Consider the following 15,510-nt stretch of genomic DNA (forward strand, 5'->3'; position numbering starts at 1 on the left):
ACGATGAGGAATGCGCCAGAGGTCTGTCGTGGTTTTCCCCACACGGAACGCCAGAGCCGGCTCTCCCCGCTGATCATCCCGAGGCCTCCCGGCCGCGGGACGTCCTGTCCCTACGCATAAACCGTCCGGAGCAACCAACCACATGACCTCCACTCAGGTCCGTCCTTCCAGCACCCCCCAGGTCGCCGTCAACGACATCGGCAGCGCCGAGGACTTCCTCGCCGCCATCGATGCGACGATCAAGTACTTCAACGATGGCGACATCGTCGAGGGCGTCATCGTCAAGGTCGACCGGGACGAGGTGCTGCTGGACATCGGCTACAAGACCGAGGGCGTCATCCCCTCGCGCGAGCTCTCCATCAAGCACGACGTCGACCCGAACGAGGTCGTCAAGGTCGGCGACGAGGTGGAAGCCCTGGTCCTCCAGAAGGAGGACAAGGAAGGGCGGCTGATCCTCTCCAAGAAGCGCGCACAGTACGAGCGCGCCTGGGGCACGATCGAGGCCAAGAAGGAAGCCGACGAGGTCGTCACCGGCACCGTCATCGAGGTCGTCAAGGGCGGCCTCATCCTCGACATCGGTCTCCGCGGATTCCTCCCGGCCTCGCTGGTCGAGATGCGCCGCGTCCGCGACCTGCAGCCCTACGTGGGCCGCGAGCTCGAGGCCAAGATCATCGAGCTCGACAAGAACCGCAACAACGTCGTCCTCTCCCGTCGCCAGTGGCTGGAGCAGACCCAGTCCGAGGTGCGCAGCGAGTTCCTCAACAAGCTCGCCAAGGGCCAGGTCCGCACGGGTGTCGTCTCCTCGATCGTCAACTTCGGTGCGTTCGTGGACCTGGGCGGCGTCGACGGCCTGGTGCACGTCTCCGAGCTGTCCTGGAAGCACATCGACCACCCGTCCGAGGTCGTCGAGGTCGGTCAGGAGGTCACCGTCGAGGTTCTCGACGTCGACCTCGACCGCGAGCGGGTCTCCCTGTCGCTGAAGGCGACGCAGGAGGACCCGTGGCGCCAGTTCGCCCGCACGCACCAGATCGGGCAGGTCGTCCCCGGCAAGGTCACCAAGCTGGTTCCCTTCGGTGCGTTCGTGCGCGTCGACGAGGGCATCGAGGGCCTGGTGCACATCTCCGAGCTGGCCGAGCGCCACGTGGAGATCCCGGAGCAGGTCGTGCAGGTCGGCGACGAGCTCCTGGTCAAGGTCATCGACATCGACCTGGACCGCCGCCGCATCTCGCTCTCGCTCAAGCAGGCCAACGAGGGCGTCGTCGGCGACGAGGAGCAGTTCGACCCGGCCGCCTACGGCATGTCCGCGTCTTACGACGAGCAGGGCAACTACATCTACCCCGAGGGCTTCGACCCGGAGACGGGCGAGTGGCTCGAGGGCTTCGACGAGGCCCGCGAGGCGTGGGAGCGGCAGTACGCCGAGGCCCAGGCCCGGTTCGAGGCGCACCGCAAGCAGATCGCGGCGGCCAAGGAGGCCGACGCCGAGGCTGCGGCCGGTGGCAGCTACTCCAGCGAGGACGCCGCTGGTCCGGACGCCCCGGCCAGCACCGGTGGCACGCTGGCCAGCGACGAGGCCCTGGCCGCGCTGCGGGCCAAGCTCGCCGGCGGCGAGTGATCCGCTAGTGCGGCGCTGATGACTCGGCGCTGACCCGGAGGCCCAGGACCCACGCGGTCCTGGGCCTCCGGCACGTCCGGGGCCCGACGCGCGGCCCGACGTGCGGAGACGACGACAGGCCCCGTGGACCGTTGGTCCACGGGGCCTGTCCGCGTGTGCCGGACGGCGGCCCAGATCCCCCCTGGGCCGACGCACCGCAGCGCGCCGTCGCGCCGGCCGTCCGCTGCGCCGGCGCGCTGCGGTGCGCGGGCGGGGACGTTCCGGCGGGGAAAGGTCTAGAGGCTGAGGATGATGGCGAAGGCAGTGCGGGGGCGGCCGCCGTTGCCGGCGAGGAAGCTCCAGGTGTGCCGGCCGGCGGGCGGCGTCTGCACCAGCCAGCGCAGGAAGGCGTTGCGCGGTCCGGGCACGGGGCGCTGGAAGGCCATGCGCTCGCGGACGGCGGGGATGTCGGCGCAGCGGATGCCGGTGGCGGCACCCGGGCGGTGCCGGCCGGTGCCGCTGGAGACGGCGCGGACGGACGGGGAGTCGGCGGCGGGCCGGTGACGGGACATGATGGGTCTGCCTCTCTCGGCGGGGGAAGATCGCCGGGGCCGAAGTTATGTCCTGTGACTGGTGTGACTGGTGCGACGCGCCGGGCGTCTCGCCCGGGTGTTACCTCTCCGTGATGTCGGAGCGGCCGGGTCGCTACTCTGCGCACATGCTGCGGATCGGACTCACCGGTGGGATCGGCTCGGGGAAGAGCACTGTCGCGGGTCTGCTCGCCGCCCGCGGCGCGGTGGTCGTCGACGCCGACCGGATCGCCCGCGAGGTCGTGGAGCCGGGGACGCCGGGACTGGCCGCCGTGGCCGAGGCCTTCGGCGAGGGCGTGCTGACCGCCGACGGATCACTGGACCGACCCGCCCTCGCGGCCATCGTGTTCACCGACGCCGAGGCCCGCGCGCGGCTGGACGCGATCGTCCACCCGCTGGTCCGCGAGCGGTCCCTCGAGCTCATCGCCGGGGCGCCGTCGGACGCCGTCCTGGTCAACGACGTCCCCCTGCTGGTGGAGACCGGTCAGGCGGGCACCTACGACCTGGTCCTGGTCGTCGAAGCCGACCTCGGCACGCGGCTGACCCGCCTGGTGGAGCGCGGGCTGACCGAGGAGGACGCGCGCGCCCGTATCGCGTCGCAGGCGACGGACGAGCAGCGCCGGGCCGTGGCCGACGTGGTGCTCGACAACAGCGGCACCCGCGAGCAGTTGGCCGATCAGGTGGCGCGCTTCTGGGAGGAGCGGGTCGAGCCGGCGCGTGGCTAGCGCGGCAGTGGGCGCCGCACCGCCTGAACGACAGAACCCCAGGCGCCGCCGGCGTCCTGGGGTCCTTCGGTGGGCGATACTGGGATCGAACCAGTGACCTCTTCCGTGTCAGGGAAGCGCGCTACCGCTGCGCCAATCGCCCGGCCCGGTCTCGCGACCGGTCCCTCCTCCGCGCTCGTGCTCCGCAGAGGAGAACGAGGTGGAGACGGGATTTGAACCCGTGTAGACGGCTTTGCAGGCCGTTGCCTCGCCTCTCGGCCACTCCACCGCACGCGGGCGCTGATCTCGCGATCAGCGCCCGAGGTTCCGAGCGGATGACGGGATTCGAACCCGCGACCCTCACCTTGGCAAGGTGATGCTCTACCACTGAGCCACATCCGCGTTGCAGGAGAAACGTTACCTGACGGCCTTCCGGCGTCCAACGAGGGGGGTCCCCCTCACGGTCCGGCGCGTCGCGCTCGGGCAGCGTTCCTGCAGGTCAGCGCCCCGAGGGGTCCGCGCCGCCGTTGGAGAGCAGGACGTGCAGCTCGTCGTCGAGGTGCAGCAGGCCGCTCTCGGATCCGGACGGGACCAGGGCCTCCGTCTGGCGCAGGAAGCCGGCGACGACGGCGCGCGACAGCTCGAACAGCGCCTCACCCGACGGTGCCCGCAGGTGGAGGAAGAGCACGTCGCTGGCCGAGGCGCTCGGCCAGACGCGGACGTCGCCGTCGCCCGAGGGGTGGTCGAGGCCGTCCTGCAGCAGCTCGCGGCTGACCAGCCAGGCGATGCCGTCGTCGGTGTCGACGACGCCGCTGTCGTCACCGATGTCGCCGAAGGCGATGCGGACCGCGAACGGGTCCGTCGCGTCGTAGCACAGCAGTGCCGGCACCTCTGTCCACGACTGCGGGCCGATGAGCTGCAGCGTGACGGGCGCGGTGTGACCGGGGTTCCAGCGGTTGGTCATGTCAGGTCAACGACGTTCCGCTGCGGGAGTGACGCGACTCGTCACTCCAGTCACATCCGTCCCACCAGCCTCGCATGTCGGTCATGACTGCTTGTGTGTCCGCCGAGAAGGGTTCGGAAACGGTTTTGGTGCAGGCGTGACCAATGAGGTTGCAGACCTCGTTCGTGGGTCCGGTCCGGACGTAGGCTCCGGGCGTCGTTCCTACGACGGAGCGCCCACGAGCGGGGAGGTGACGAGCTGAGCGGACAGGAGACCGTGGCCCCACCGGACCGACGCCCGGAGCGCGAATCGCGAGGCGACCGGCGGGCCCGCTACGACACCGACGACGTGACCAGCCTCCGCGAGCGGGTCGCCGACACGAAGTGGCGACGGCGCCTCGCGGCCCGCCGCAGCACGAACCACGCCTACCGGGTCGGCGTCGGCCTCGTCGGCGGGCTGATCGTCGCGCTGGGGCTGGCCGCCATCCCGCTGCCCGGTCCGGGCTGGCTGATCGTGTTCGCGGGGCTCTTCGTCCTGGCCAGCGAGTTCACCTGGGCCGAGCAGCTGCTGGAGTTCACCAAGAAGCAGGTGACCCGCTGGACCGACTGGGTCGGCGCCCAGTCGGTGTGGGTGCGCGTGCTCATCGGGCTGGCGACCGCCGCCTTCGTCTACGGCGTCGTGGTGCTGACGCTGCACGTCCTCGGCGTCCCGGACTGGGTGCCGGGGTGGGTACCGCTCTGGCGCTGAGCGTCTGGCAGAATGGCACCGCGGTCGTGAGCGGCCGCACCGGGCGATTGGCTCAGTGGTAGAGCGCTTCGTTCACACCGAAGAGGTCACTGGTTCGAACCCAGTATCGCCCACCGGCACGCAGGGCCAGGTCCACCCGAGAGGGCGGACCTGGCCCTTCGTCGTTCACCGCCGTCCCAGGAGGTTCCCGTGACCGAGCCCGCGGATCTCACCGCGACGCGGGCCGGCTACGACGCCCTGGCGGAGCAGTACGGGGACCTCTCCCGGGCCTCCCTCGACGCCGCTCCGCTGGACCGGGCGCTGCTGGGTGCCTTCGCCGAGTCGGTGCTCGCGGACCACCCCGACCCCGTGGTCCTCGACGCCGGCTGCGGCCCGGGCACGATCGCCGGCCATCTCGCCCGTCGGCTCGGAGTGCCCGCGCGGGGCGTCGACCTGTCACCGGCCATGGTGGAGCACGCGCGCCGGGCGCATCCCGGGATCGTCTTCGACGTGGGTGAGATGGGGGCGCTCGCCCTCGCCGACAGCAGCGTGGCCGGGCTCGTCGCCTGGTACTCGCTCATCCACGTGCCTGCCGGCCGACGACAGGACGTGCTCCGCGAGTTCGGCCGGGTCCTCCGCCCCGGCGGCCACGTCCTGCTCGCCTTCCAGGTGGGGGAGGACACCCTGTACCTGGACGAGGCGTTCGGCCGGCCGGTCCGGCTCGACTTCCACCGGCTGCTGCCCGACGACGTCGCCGCGCTGCTGGAGGGCGCGGGGTTCGACGTGACCGCCCGCCTCGTGCGCGCACCCGATCCGGGCAGCGTGGCGGCGCGGATCCCGCAGGGCTTCCTGATGGCGCGGAAGGCGGCGTAGCAGGTCAGGCGGGCCCGTAGCGCACGACCCGCACCATGCCGTCCTCCATGTGGTGGTGGTTGTGGCAGTGGAACAGCCAGTCGCCGGGGTTGCCGGCGAGGAAGTCGAAGCTGACGACCCCGCCCCGCGACGGCACGGCCACCGTGTCCTTGACCGGCCCGCGCCCCGACGGCGTGCGAACCTGGAAGTGGTGCCCGTGCAGGTGCATCGGGTGCCACTTCGCGCTGGTGTTGCGCATCGTCACGCGCACCCACTCGCCCTCCACGACCGGCAGCGGATCGGCGTCGGGGTGGCTCTGTCCGCCGATCTGGGTGCCGGACAGCTCGAGGTCGTACTCGCGGTCGGGCGTCCCCGTGGGGACCGCCAGCGGCTCGCGGCTGACGAGATCGGGGTAGGTCACCAGCCGGCCGTCCAGCTCCGCGGGCCGCTCGGCCACGGCGGGCGCCGACGACGTCTCGCTGCCGGTGTAGCGCAGCACCGCGCGCCCCCAGCCGCCCCGGCCCTCGGCCTGCACGCCCACCTGCCACACGCCGCCCGGGTGGGCCGCCTCGACCAGGACGTCGTACCGCTCGCCCATGCCGAGGCGCAGCGCATCGACGGTCACCGGCTCGACCGGCATCCCGTCCGTGTGCGTGACGGTCAGGCGGTGGCCGGCGACGGCGAAGCGGAAACCGGTGTCGGCCGCGACGTTCATGACCCGGAGGCGCAGCCGGTCACCGGGGCGGGCCCGGAGAACCGGCGGATCGTCCGGCGGGCGCCCGTTCACCAGCAGCAGGGGGTAGGCCCGGCCGCCGAAGGACACGGCGTCCACCGGATCGGGGTCGCCACCGGGCGGGGACGAGCCGTGGTCGGCGTGGCCCTCGAGGCCGTCCCGCCAGTCGTCGAGCATGAGCGTGTACTCGTGGTCGTAGGCGAGCTCCTCGGTCCGCGGCTCCACGACCAGGGGCCCGTAGAGCCCGCGGTCGAGCTGCATGCCGACGTGGGCGTGGTACATGAACGAGCCGGCCACCGGGGTCTCGAACTCGTAGGTGAAGCCGGCGCCCGGGGCGACCGGGGCCTGGGTGACCCCGGGGACCCCGTCCATCCCGTTGGGGGGCGCCAGGCCGTGCCAGTGGACGGTGGTGCCCTCGGGGAGCCCGTTGTCCAGGCGCACCCGGAGCACGTCTCCGGCGCGCAGGCGGATCTCGGGGCCCGGCACGGTGCCGTAGCCCCAGGTGGGGATCTCCCGGCCCGCGAGATCCATCCGCATCGGGACGGCGGTCAGCCGCGGTCCCCCCGGGGACGAGGGAGCCGCGGCCGGCCGGCCGTCCCCGGAGCAGCCGGCGACCAGGGAGAGCCCGGCCGCGGCGCCCAGCCCCAGGAACTGCCGCCGTGTCGCCGGCATCGGGGAACCCCGGTCACTCGGCGGTGAACTCGGCGAACATGCCGAGGGTGAAGTGCGGAGCGCCGGACCCCATCGCCTCCATGTGCGTCGTGCCCTCGGGGATGAAGCAGGCCGCGCCGTACCGGCCCTCGTCCATGCGCAGGAACGTGGTCTCGGACTCGCCGGGCGAGGCGAACGTGACGCCCATGACCTGGAGCTTCGAGAACACCTCCTCCTCGGGGAGGGTGAGCAGCTGCTCGACCGGCTCGGTGACGTCGTCGTTGACCCGCGCGATGCCGATCTCGTGCACCTCCTCGCCCTCGTTGGTGAAGGTCACCGCGACGACGCCGGCCGGCACGGTGTCCGGCAGGCCCTCGTACTCGTAGTCGACGCCGGTGGCCTCGATCTGCTCGTAGCCGCACTCGCCGAGCATGTATTCGTCGATGGCGTCGTCGGCCTCCTGGAACTCCGCGCTCTCCAGCACGGACGGGTCGTTCCCGGAGATGCCCTCGCGCACCAGCCCCGCCGCGGTCTCGACGTCCTCGGAGATGTCCTCGGGGGCGGTCTCCTCGACCTCGGCCAGCAGGGGCTCCATCGTCGCGGAGAACTCCTCGAGCGCGGCCTGCTGCTCCTCCGGTGGAGCGCTCTCGTCGGGCCCGGGACCGGAGGAGAACCCGGCCTCCAGATCCACCGCCGCCTCGCAGAACTCGGCGGGGTCGGCGCCCGACTCCGCTGCGCTCGTCCCTCCGGCCGCGGTGTCCCCGCCGCCGTCGTCGTCGGATCCGCAGGCGGCCAGTCCGGCGGCCAGCAGGACTGCGGCGCTGCCCGTGGACCAGCGGCGCAGCCGTGTCCGTCCTGTCATGTCTGCTCCTCGCCTTTCACCGGGGCGATCGACGGGCTGCCGGCCGCCATGACCGGGGAGGGTCCACCCGGCGCCGGCTCCCTCGGGTGCTCGCGAGCACGACTGGGACCTTCGGCCCGGAACGCCGGCAGCGATCCGGGACCTCCTGTGCGGGGCTGCTCACAGCGGGTTCCGCAGCGCACCGGCACGGCCGGGAGGACCATGGGGCCGATGTCCCGGAGCCCCGCGCAGCCTGCCCGCGCCGTGCGGCTGCTCGCCGTCCTCGAGCGCGACGGACCCACCTGCATCTGGTGCGGTCGCGGCTTCGCCGCCCTCATCGGACCCACCACCGAGCACGTGGTGCCGCGGGTCAAGGGCGGCCCCTCGCGGCTGGAGAACGAGGTCGCGGCGTGCCGCCGCTGCAACGCCCAGCGGGGGCACCGGGGGCCGGTCGAGTGGCTCGAGGAGTGCCTGCGCCGGGGCTGGGACCCCGACGAGGCGCGGCTGGGCCGGTCGCTGGCCGTACTGGCCGAGGTCATCGAGCGCGAGGGCGGGCAGCGCCGGGCCCGGCCCTACCTGGACGCCCAGCTGCGCCGGCTCCACCGCCGCAGCGGTGGCCGAGCGATGCCCGCCTAGGGTCGAGCCGTGACGACCACGGCCGGCCGGGTGACGCGCATCTGGATCTACCCGGTGAAGTCGCTGGGCGGAACGGCCCGCGACCGCGTGCGACTCGACGCGCGCGGCCCCGAGGGCGACCGGGCGTGGACGGTGGTCGACGGCGCGAGCGACGAGGTCGTGCGCGCCAAGCACGCGCCGGCCATGGCCGGGCTGCGGCCCAGCGGCGACCCGGACGCCGACGCGCGGGCCGTCTCGGAGGCGATCGGCCGGGCGGTGCGGCTGCGCGCGAACCCGGACGGGTCGGGCGCCGACGTGGCGGCGGTGCACCTCGTGTCCCGGCAGGCGATCGAGCGGGCCGCGGCCGGGGACGTCCCCGACGGCTGCTCCGCCGACGATCCCCGCGCCAACCTGCTGCTCGATTTGGCCGACGGGGAGGACGAGCGCACCTGGGTCGGGCGGACGCTGCGCATCGGCGCGGCCGAACTCGTCGTGACCCGGACGCCCAGGCACTGCCTGGGCGTCTACGCCGAGGTGCGACAGCCCGGCGAGATCGGCGTCGGGGACGCCGTCCTGCTCTAGCCTGCGGCCGTGCCGCGCAGCCGATCCGGAGCACTTGCCGTCGTCGTCCTGGTGCTGGCCGGCTGTTCCGGCGGCGGCGAGCAGCCCGACGCGACCGGGTCGACCACGGCGGGGAGCCCGGCTCCGTCGTCGACCGCGCCACCGCCACCGCCGGACAGCTTCACCCTCGTGGCCACCGGCGACGTGCTCGTGCACCAGGGGCGCGCACTCACCGAGGGCGCCCGGCGCCCGGACGGCTCCTACGACTTCGCGGACGTCTTCGCGCCGGTCGCCGGGCTGATCGGCGCGGCCGACCTGGCGGTCTGCCACCTGGAGACGCCGGTCGCCGAGGCCGGCGGGCCCTACCGCGGCTATCCGAGCTTCGCCGTCCAGCCCGAGATCGTGGACGCCCTCGCCGGCGCCGGCTACGACCTCTGCTCCACCGCCTCCAACCACTCCCTCGACGACGGCTTCGACGGGCTCACCCGGACCCTCGACACCCTGGAGGCGGCCGGGATCCGCACGACCGGCACGCACCGCACCGAGGAGGCGAGCCGGGAGCCGACGATCGTCGACCTCGACGGCGTGCGGGTGGGGCACGTCGCCGCCACGTTCAGCCTCAACGGGGTGCCGCTGCCCGCCGGACGGGAGTGGTCGGTGGACGTCGCCGACCTCCCGGACGTCGCGGGCGTGCTGGCCGCGGCCGCCCGGGCTCGCGCCGCGGGTGCCGACGTCGTCGTGGCGAGCCTGCACTGCTGCCTCGAGTACGACGACGACCCGACGCCGACGCAGGTGGCGGCCGTACGCGCCCTGCTGGCCTCGCCGGACGTCGACCTGGTCCTGGGCCACCACGCGCACGTCGTGCAGCCCTTCGAGCGCATCGGCGACGAGTGGGCGGCCTACGGCCTCGGCAACCACCTGGCCGAGCACGCCACCCGGGGCCACCCGACCGAGGACTCCGTCGCCGCCCGGTTCACCTTCACGCGGGGCGCCGACGGGCGGTTCACGGTGTCGCAGGCCCAGGCCGTGCCCCTCCGGATCGAGATCGGCGCCGACGCCGTCCGCATCGTGCCGGCCGACCCGCAGAGCTCCGCCCGCATCGCGGGTGTCCTCGACAGCCGGGGCGCGGTGGCCGCCGGACTGGAAGTCGTGCCGGAGTGAGGCGGGCCGCGCACTAGGCTCGGATGCGCCCGACCACCCCATCTCCTCGTCCCAGCCCACCACCCTTGGAGCGCCCTCGTGTCGACCCCGCCCTCGCCCACCGCCGTCGGACCCGTCCGGGTGCCGGCCGGGACGACGGCGATGCAGGCGCTCAAGGAGGTCGGCGTCCCGCTCAAGGGTCCCGACGGCGCCGTCGTCGTCCGGGAGGTGGCCGGCGGCGAGCTCAAGGACCTCGCCTGGACCCCGGATGCCGACGCCGAGGTCGAGCCGGTCGCGGCCGCCAGCGCCGACGGGCGCGCGGTCATCCGCCACTCGGCCGCCCACGTGCTGGCGCAGGCGGTGCAGGAGCTGTTCCCCGGCACCCGCCTGGGCATCGGCCCGCCGGTGGAGAACGGCTTCTACTACGACTTCGACCCGGAGCGGCCCTTCACCCCCGAGGACCTCACCGCCCTAGAGAAGAAGATGACCGAGATCGTCCGCGCCGGGCAGTACTTCTCCCGGCGGGAGATCAGCGACGCCGACGCGCAGGCCGAGCTCGCGCACGAGCCGTACAAGCTCGAGCTCATCGGCCTCAAGGGCGGTGCTGCTGACACCGAGGGCGCCGACGTGGAGGTCGGCGGCGCGCAGCTGACCATGTACGACAACCTCGACCCGCGCAGCGGCGACCGGATCTGGACCGACCTGTGCCGCGGGCCGCACCTGCCGCGCACCAGCGCCATCCCGGCGTTCAGCCTCACCCGTAGTGCGGCCGCCTACTGGCGCGGCAGCGAGAAGAACCCCCAGCTGCAGCGCATCTACGGCACCGCCTGGGAGAGCAAGGACGCGCACAAGGCCTACCTGGAGCAGGTCGCCGAGGCCGAGCGTCGCGACCACCGGCGCCTGGGCGCGGAGCTGGACCTGTTCAGCTTCCCCGACGAGGTCGGCTCGGGGCTCGCGGTGTTCCACCCCAAGGGCGGGATCATCCGGCGGGAGTTGGAGAAGTACAGCCAGCGCCGTCACGAGGAGGCGGGCTACTCCTTCGTCAACACCCCGCACATCACCAAGGGGCACCTGTTCGAGGTCTCCGGTCACCTGGACTGGTACGCCGAGGGCATGTACCCGGCGATGCAGCTGGACGAGGAGCGCGACAGCGAGGGCAACGTCCGCCGGCAGGGGCAGGACTACTACCTCAAGCCGATGAACTGCCCGATGCACAACCTGGTCTTCGACTCCCGCGGGCGCTCCTACCGCGAGCTGCCGCTGCGGCTGTTCGAGTTCGGCACCGTCTACCGCTACGAGAAGTCCGGCGTCGTGCACGGCCTGACCCGGGCCCGTGGCTTCACCCAGGACGACGCCCACATCTACTGCACCCCGGAGCAGATGGCCGGGGAGCTGCGCGGTCTGCTCGACTTCGTCCTGGGCCTGCTGGCCGACTACGGGCTCAGCGACTTCTACCTGGAGCTCTCGACCCGGAACCCGGACAAGTCCGTGGGCACCGACGAGGGCTGGGAGCGCGCCACCCAGGCGCTCCGGCAGGCTGCGATGGACTCCGGGCTCGAGCTGTTCCCCGACCCGGGCGGCGCCGCCTTCTACGGCCCCAAGATCTCCGTCCAGGCCAAGGACGCGATCGGGCGCACCTGGCAGATGTCGACCATCCAGGTCGACTTCAACCTGCCCGAGCGCTTCGGCCTGGAGTACACCGCCGCCGACGGCTCCCGGCAGCGGCCCGTGATGCTGCACCGCGCGCTCTTCGGCTCGATCGAGCGCTTCTTCGGCGTCCTCACCGAGCACTACGCCGGCGCCTTCCCGGCGTGGCTGGCCCCGGTGCAGGTCGTCGGCATCCCGATCACCGACGAGCAGGTGCCCTACCTGGACGACGTGGCCGCGAAACTGAAGCGGCACGGCGTGCGGGTCGAGATCGACGACTCCGACGACCGGATGCAGAAGAAGATCCGCACCGCGAGCAAGCAGAAGATCCCGTTCGTCCTCATCGCCGGTGCCACCGACGCCGAGGCGGGCGCGGTGTCCTTCCGCTACCGCGACGGCTCCCAGCGCAACGGGGTCCCGGTCGACGAGGCGGTGCAGCAGGTCGTCGACTGGGTCGCCTCCCGGTCCAACGTCGACCCGTCGGCGGCCGACGAGCAGGCCGAGACCGTGGTGGCCGGATGACCGAGGCGGCTGCGGGGGAGGGGACCCCCTACCGGGTGGCCGTCTCCGCCGACGAGGACGGGCCGAGTTCGGTGTTCGAGCACCTGTGGACCCCCTACCGGATGGCCTACATCCGCGGGGAGGGCAAGCCCACCGGTGCCCACGACTGCCCGTTCTGCGTCATCCCGACCCTCAGCGACGAGGACGGGCTGATCGTCGCCCGCGGGGCGACCGTGTACGCCGTCCTCAACCTCTACCCGTACAACGCCGGCCACCTGATGGTCGTGCCGTACCGGCACGTGCCCGACTACACCGACCTCACCGCCGAGGAGGTCACCGAGCTCGGGGCGCTGACGCAGACGGCCATGCGCGTGGTGCGCGCGGTCTCCGGCGCGCACGGCTTCAACATCGGCATGAACCAGGGCGCCGTCGCCGGCGCCGGGATCGCCGACCACCTCCACCAGCACGCCGTCCCGCGGTGGGGCGGCGACACCAATTTCATGCCGGTCGTCGGCCTCACCCGCGTGCTGCCGCAGGTCCTGCGCGAGACCCGGGCACTGCTGGCCGAGGCGTGGCAGCGGCAGGCTCCCGTCGAGCCGGGCGGGCAGGGCTGATGCTCGGCGTCAACGCGCGTCCCGCCGTCGCCAAGGTGGTCGCCCCGATCGTGCCGGCGCTGGTGCGGGCCGGGGTCACGCCGGACATGATCACGATCACCGGCACCGTCGGCGCCGTCGTCTCCGCGGTGTTCCTCATCGGTTCGGGGCACCTGTTCTGGGGCGCCTTCGCCGTATGGATGTTCGTGATGCTGGACATGCTCGACGGCGCGCTGGCCCGCGCCCGCGGCGGCGGCTCGGTGTTCGGCGCGGTCCTGGACTCCGTCGGCGACCGGGCCGCGGACGCCGCCATCTTCGGCGCTCTCGCCTGGTGGTTCTCCGGCGGCGGCGACAACCGGCTGTTCGTGCTGCTGTCCCTCATCTGCCTCGTGCTGGGCGTCCTGACCAGCTACATCAAGGCGCGGGCCGAGGGCGTCGGGCTGTCCTGCGACGTCGGCATCGTCGAGCGCACCGAGCGGCTGATCATCGTCCTCGTGGGCACCGGCTTCACCGGCCTGGGCATCCCGTACTCGCTGCACGTCGCGCTCGTGATCCTGGTCGCCGGCAGCGCGATCACCGTCGCCCAGCGCATGGTCGCCGTCCGCAGGGGTGCCGCCGGCGCTCGCCTGCCGCAGTCCCCTTCGGCGCCGTGACGGAGGCTCCGGGCCTGCGCAGCCGGATCACCGGCCGGCTGACCGACGCGGGGTACGCGGCGGGGTGGCGGGCGGTGCGCATGCTGCCCGAGCCGGTCGCCCGGGCCGGGTTCGACCGCGGCGGCCGCTTCGCCGCCGGCCGGGACGGCGCCGGCGTGCGCCAGCTGCGGGCGAACCTGCGGGTCGCCACCTACGGGAAGCTCTCCGAAGCGGAGCTCGACGAGCTGACCGGGCGGGCGATGGCGTCCTACGCGCGCTACTGGCAGGAGGCCTTCCGGCTGCCGACGCTGGGCATCGACCGGATCCGGCGGGACACCGAGGTGCCCGGCCGCGAGCACATCACCCGGGCACGGAGCGAGGGCCGCGGCGTCATCCTGGCGCTGCCGCACAGCGGCAACTGGGACGCTGCGGGCGCCTGGCTGGCCGACTGGTTGGGCGAGCCGTTCCTGACCATCGCCGAGCGCCTCAAGCCGGAGTCGCTCTACCGCCGCTTCCTGGCCTACCGGGAGTCGCTGGGCATGAGGGTCACCCCGCTCACCGGGGGTGAGAAGCCGGGCTCGGAGGTGCTCCGGGAGTGGCTGAACGACGGCGGGGTCAGCTGCCTGCTGGTCGACCGCAACTTCGGCAGCGGCGGTGTGCCGGTCGACTTCTTCGGCCGGCCGACCTTGATGCCGAGCGGCGCCGCGCTGCTGGCCGCCCGGACCGGGGCCGCACTGCTCCCGGCCGTGCCGCGCTTCGACGGCGCTGGGTGGCGCATCCAGGTGCACCCCGAGGTGCCGGTCACCGGTGAGGGGCGGCTGGCCGCGCGGGTCGGTACCGCGATGCAGGCGGTCGCCGACAGGTTCACCGAGGGCATCGGCCAGCAGCCCGAGGACTGGCACATGCTCGGCCGGATCTGGGCCGACGTGCCGCCCGACCCACCCCGGCGGGCGGCTCCCGCGGGGCGGGTGCGCTGATGCGCATCGGCCTGGTCTGCCCCTACCGCTGGGACGTCCCCGGTGGCGTGCAGTACCACGTGCGCGACCTGGCCGGGACCCTGCGCGGGATGGGGCACCACGTCGAGGTGCTGACCCCGGCGGAGCACGAGGAGTCGCTCACCGACCCCTGGATCACCTTCGCCGGCCGCACCGTGCCCGTCCCGTACAACGGCTCGATGGCCGGCGTGCAGTTCGGCCCGGTGTCGGCGGCCCGCGTGCGTCGGTGGCTGCGCGACGGGCGCTTCGACGTCGTCCACGTGCACGAGCCCGCGGCGCCGTCGGTGTCCCTGCTGGTGTGCATGATCGCGACCGGGCCGATCGTCGCCACCTACCACGCGGCCACCACCCGGTCGAAGGTGCTGGCCGCCTTCGGCCCGGTGGTCCGGCCGTGGCTGGAGAAGATCAGCGGCCGCATCGCGGTGTCCGACTTCGCCCGGCGGGTCCAGGTGGAGCACCTCGGTGGAGACGCGGTGATCATCCCGAACGGGGTGCACGTCGACGCCTTCGCCGACGGGCCCCCGCTGCCCTCCGTGCCCCGCGACGCACCCACGATCGGCTTCCTGGGCCGCTACGACGAGCCGCGCAAGGGCCTGCCCACGCTGCTGGAGGCGATGCGCACCGTCGTCCGTCGGCACCCGTCCGCCCGGCTGCTCGTCGCGGGCCGGGGCGACGCCGACCAGCTGCACCGACTGGTGGGGGAGGAGCTGCGCCCGCACGTGGTGCTCCTGGGCGAGGTCTCCGAGGCCGACAAGGCGGCGTTCCTCCGCTCGGTCGACGTCTACTGCGCCCCCAACCTGCTGGGGGAGTCCTTCGGGGTCGTGCTGATCGAGGCGATGTCCGCCGGCGCCCCGACCGTGGCCAGCGACCTGGACGCCTTCGCCCGGGTGCTGGACGGCGGCCGGGCGGGCGTGCTGGTGCCGCGGGGGGACTCGGCGGCGCTCGGCGCGGCGCTGGGCGACCTGCTCGCCGACCCTGGCCGCCGGGCCGAGCTCGCGGCGCGCGGCGCGGAGGTGGCGCGCAGTTTCGACTGGACGGTGCTCGCCCGGCGCATCCTCGCCGTCTACGAGACCGTCGTGCTGCCCGGCGGCGGTGGGGTCACGGCCCGGGAGGACGACGACGTCCCGGGCGTGCCACCGACGGCTGTCGCGCCGCGGAGCTCCCGCTGGCGGGGGAGCGCCCGCTAGCCTTCCGC

Annotated in this window: 16 protein-coding genes and 4 tRNA genes; 13 read left to right on the forward strand and 7 right to left on the reverse strand. The window is 73.3% G+C overall.

What is annotated here, in order from left to right; all coding sequences use genetic code 11:
• Positions 1-142 precede the first annotated feature (142 nt).
• Positions 143-1,612: a 30S ribosomal protein S1 gene (gene rpsA / locus BLS70_RS14730; protein WP_091769528.1), complete on the forward strand. Its 1,470-nt coding sequence runs from the start codon at positions 143-145 to the stop codon at positions 1,610-1,612.
• 275 nt (positions 1,613-1,887) lie between these two features.
• On the opposite strand, the gene BLS70_RS14735 is transcribed toward rpsA, so the two are convergent.
• Positions 1,888-2,163: a hypothetical protein gene (locus tag BLS70_RS14735; protein ID WP_091769531.1), complete on the reverse strand. Its 276-nt coding sequence runs from the start codon at positions 2,161-2,163 to the stop codon at positions 1,888-1,890.
• Between the two features lie 146 nt (positions 2,164-2,309).
• Here BLS70_RS14735 and coaE point away from each other — a divergent pair, with 146 nt between their 5' ends.
• The gene (coaE, locus tag BLS70_RS14740) at positions 2,310-2,906 is read left to right on the forward strand and encodes a dephospho-CoA kinase (protein ID WP_091769534.1); all 597 of its coding nucleotides are present in this window, start codon (positions 2,310-2,312) and stop codon (positions 2,904-2,906) included.
• A 70-nt stretch (positions 2,907-2,976) separates the two neighbouring features.
• Here the strand turns inward: coaE and BLS70_RS14745 are convergent.
• The 4 genes from BLS70_RS14745 to BLS70_RS14760 form a co-directional block, all read right to left on the reverse strand.
• Positions 2,977-3,048: transfer RNA gene (locus tag BLS70_RS14745), tRNA-Val, on the reverse strand.
• Between the two features lie 55 nt (positions 3,049-3,103).
• A tRNA-Cys gene (locus BLS70_RS14750) sits at positions 3,104-3,174 on the reverse strand.
• Between the two features lie 41 nt (positions 3,175-3,215).
• A tRNA-Gly gene (locus BLS70_RS14755) sits at positions 3,216-3,287 on the reverse strand.
• A 97-nt stretch (positions 3,288-3,384) separates the two neighbouring features.
• Complete coding sequence (locus tag BLS70_RS14760; protein WP_091769537.1) at positions 3,385-3,849, reverse strand: SsgA family sporulation/cell division regulator; 465 nt, start codon at positions 3,847-3,849, stop codon at positions 3,385-3,387.
• A gap of 255 nt (positions 3,850-4,104) precedes the next feature.
• On the opposite strand from BLS70_RS14760, the gene BLS70_RS14765 reads away from it, so the two are divergent.
• The 3 genes from BLS70_RS14765 to BLS70_RS14775 all read left to right on the forward strand — a co-directional run bounded on the left by BLS70_RS14765 (position 4,105) and on the right by BLS70_RS14775 (position 5,427).
• Entirely contained in the window at positions 4,105-4,575 is a 471-nt protein-coding gene (locus tag BLS70_RS14765; protein ID WP_255362488.1) for a TIGR02611 family protein, read from the forward strand.
• A gap of 41 nt (positions 4,576-4,616) precedes the next feature.
• Positions 4,617-4,688, forward strand: a tRNA-Val gene (locus tag BLS70_RS14770).
• Positions 4,689-4,764: 76 nt separating this feature from the next.
• Positions 4,765-5,427: a class I SAM-dependent methyltransferase gene (locus tag BLS70_RS14775; protein ID WP_091769540.1), complete on the forward strand. Its 663-nt coding sequence runs from the start codon at positions 4,765-4,767 to the stop codon at positions 5,425-5,427.
• Between the two features lie 4 nt (positions 5,428-5,431).
• Here BLS70_RS14775 and BLS70_RS14780 read toward each other — a convergent pair whose 3' ends face one another.
• Positions 5,432-6,811, reverse strand: coding sequence for a multicopper oxidase family protein (locus BLS70_RS14780; RefSeq protein ID WP_091769543.1), 1,380 nt, complete (start codon positions 6,809-6,811; stop codon positions 5,432-5,434).
• Positions 6,812-6,824: 13 nt separating this feature from the next.
• On the reverse strand, positions 6,825-7,652 hold the full coding sequence (locus tag BLS70_RS14785) for a hypothetical protein (protein WP_091769546.1): 828 nt from the start codon (positions 7,650-7,652) through the stop codon (positions 6,825-6,827).
• 210 nt (positions 7,653-7,862) lie between these two features.
• On the opposite strand from BLS70_RS14785, the gene BLS70_RS14790 reads away from it, so the two are divergent.
• From BLS70_RS14790 to BLS70_RS14825, 8 genes are all read left to right on the forward strand, one after another.
• Positions 7,863-8,267 carry an HNH endonuclease gene (locus BLS70_RS14790; protein WP_091769548.1) on the forward strand — a complete coding sequence of 135 codons (405 nt, stop codon included), beginning with the start codon at positions 7,863-7,865 and terminating at the stop codon, positions 8,265-8,267.
• Positions 8,268-8,276: 9 nt separating this feature from the next.
• Entirely contained in the window at positions 8,277-8,828 is a 552-nt protein-coding gene (locus BLS70_RS14795; protein ID WP_091769551.1) for an MOSC N-terminal beta barrel domain-containing protein, read from the forward strand.
• A gap of 9 nt (positions 8,829-8,837) precedes the next feature.
• Complete coding sequence (locus BLS70_RS21515) at positions 8,838-9,968, forward strand: CapA family protein (protein WP_091769554.1); 1,131 nt, start codon at positions 8,838-8,840, stop codon at positions 9,966-9,968.
• A gap of 78 nt (positions 9,969-10,046) precedes the next feature.
• Complete coding sequence (gene thrS / locus BLS70_RS14805) at positions 10,047-12,116, forward strand: threonine--tRNA ligase (protein WP_091769556.1); 2,070 nt, start codon at positions 10,047-10,049, stop codon at positions 12,114-12,116.
• Complete coding sequence (locus BLS70_RS14810) at positions 12,113-12,709, forward strand: HIT family protein (protein ID WP_091769558.1); 597 nt, start codon at positions 12,113-12,115, stop codon at positions 12,707-12,709. The genes thrS and BLS70_RS14810 overlap by 4 nt, the downstream gene beginning before the upstream one ends.
• Positions 12,709-13,341 carry a phosphatidylinositol phosphate synthase gene (pgsA, locus tag BLS70_RS14815; RefSeq protein WP_091769561.1) on the forward strand — a complete coding sequence of 211 codons (633 nt, stop codon included), beginning with the start codon at positions 12,709-12,711 and terminating at the stop codon, positions 13,339-13,341. The genes BLS70_RS14810 and pgsA overlap by 1 nt, the downstream gene beginning before the upstream one ends.
• A complete protein-coding gene (locus BLS70_RS14820; RefSeq protein ID WP_218122439.1) occupies positions 13,338-14,297 on the forward strand; it encodes a phosphatidylinositol mannoside acyltransferase in 960 nt (319 codons plus the stop codon). Before pgsA ends, BLS70_RS14820 begins: the two co-directional genes overlap by 4 nt.
• Entirely contained in the window at positions 14,297-15,502 is a 1,206-nt protein-coding gene (locus tag BLS70_RS14825) for a glycosyltransferase family 4 protein (RefSeq protein ID WP_091769565.1), read from the forward strand. Before BLS70_RS14820 ends, BLS70_RS14825 begins: the two co-directional genes overlap by 1 nt.
• Positions 15,503-15,510: the final 8 nt, after the last annotated feature.

The organism is Blastococcus aurantiacus (genome assembly GCF_900102425.1).
Lineage (GTDB): Bacteria > Actinomycetota > Actinomycetes > Mycobacteriales > Geodermatophilaceae > Blastococcus > Blastococcus aurantiacus.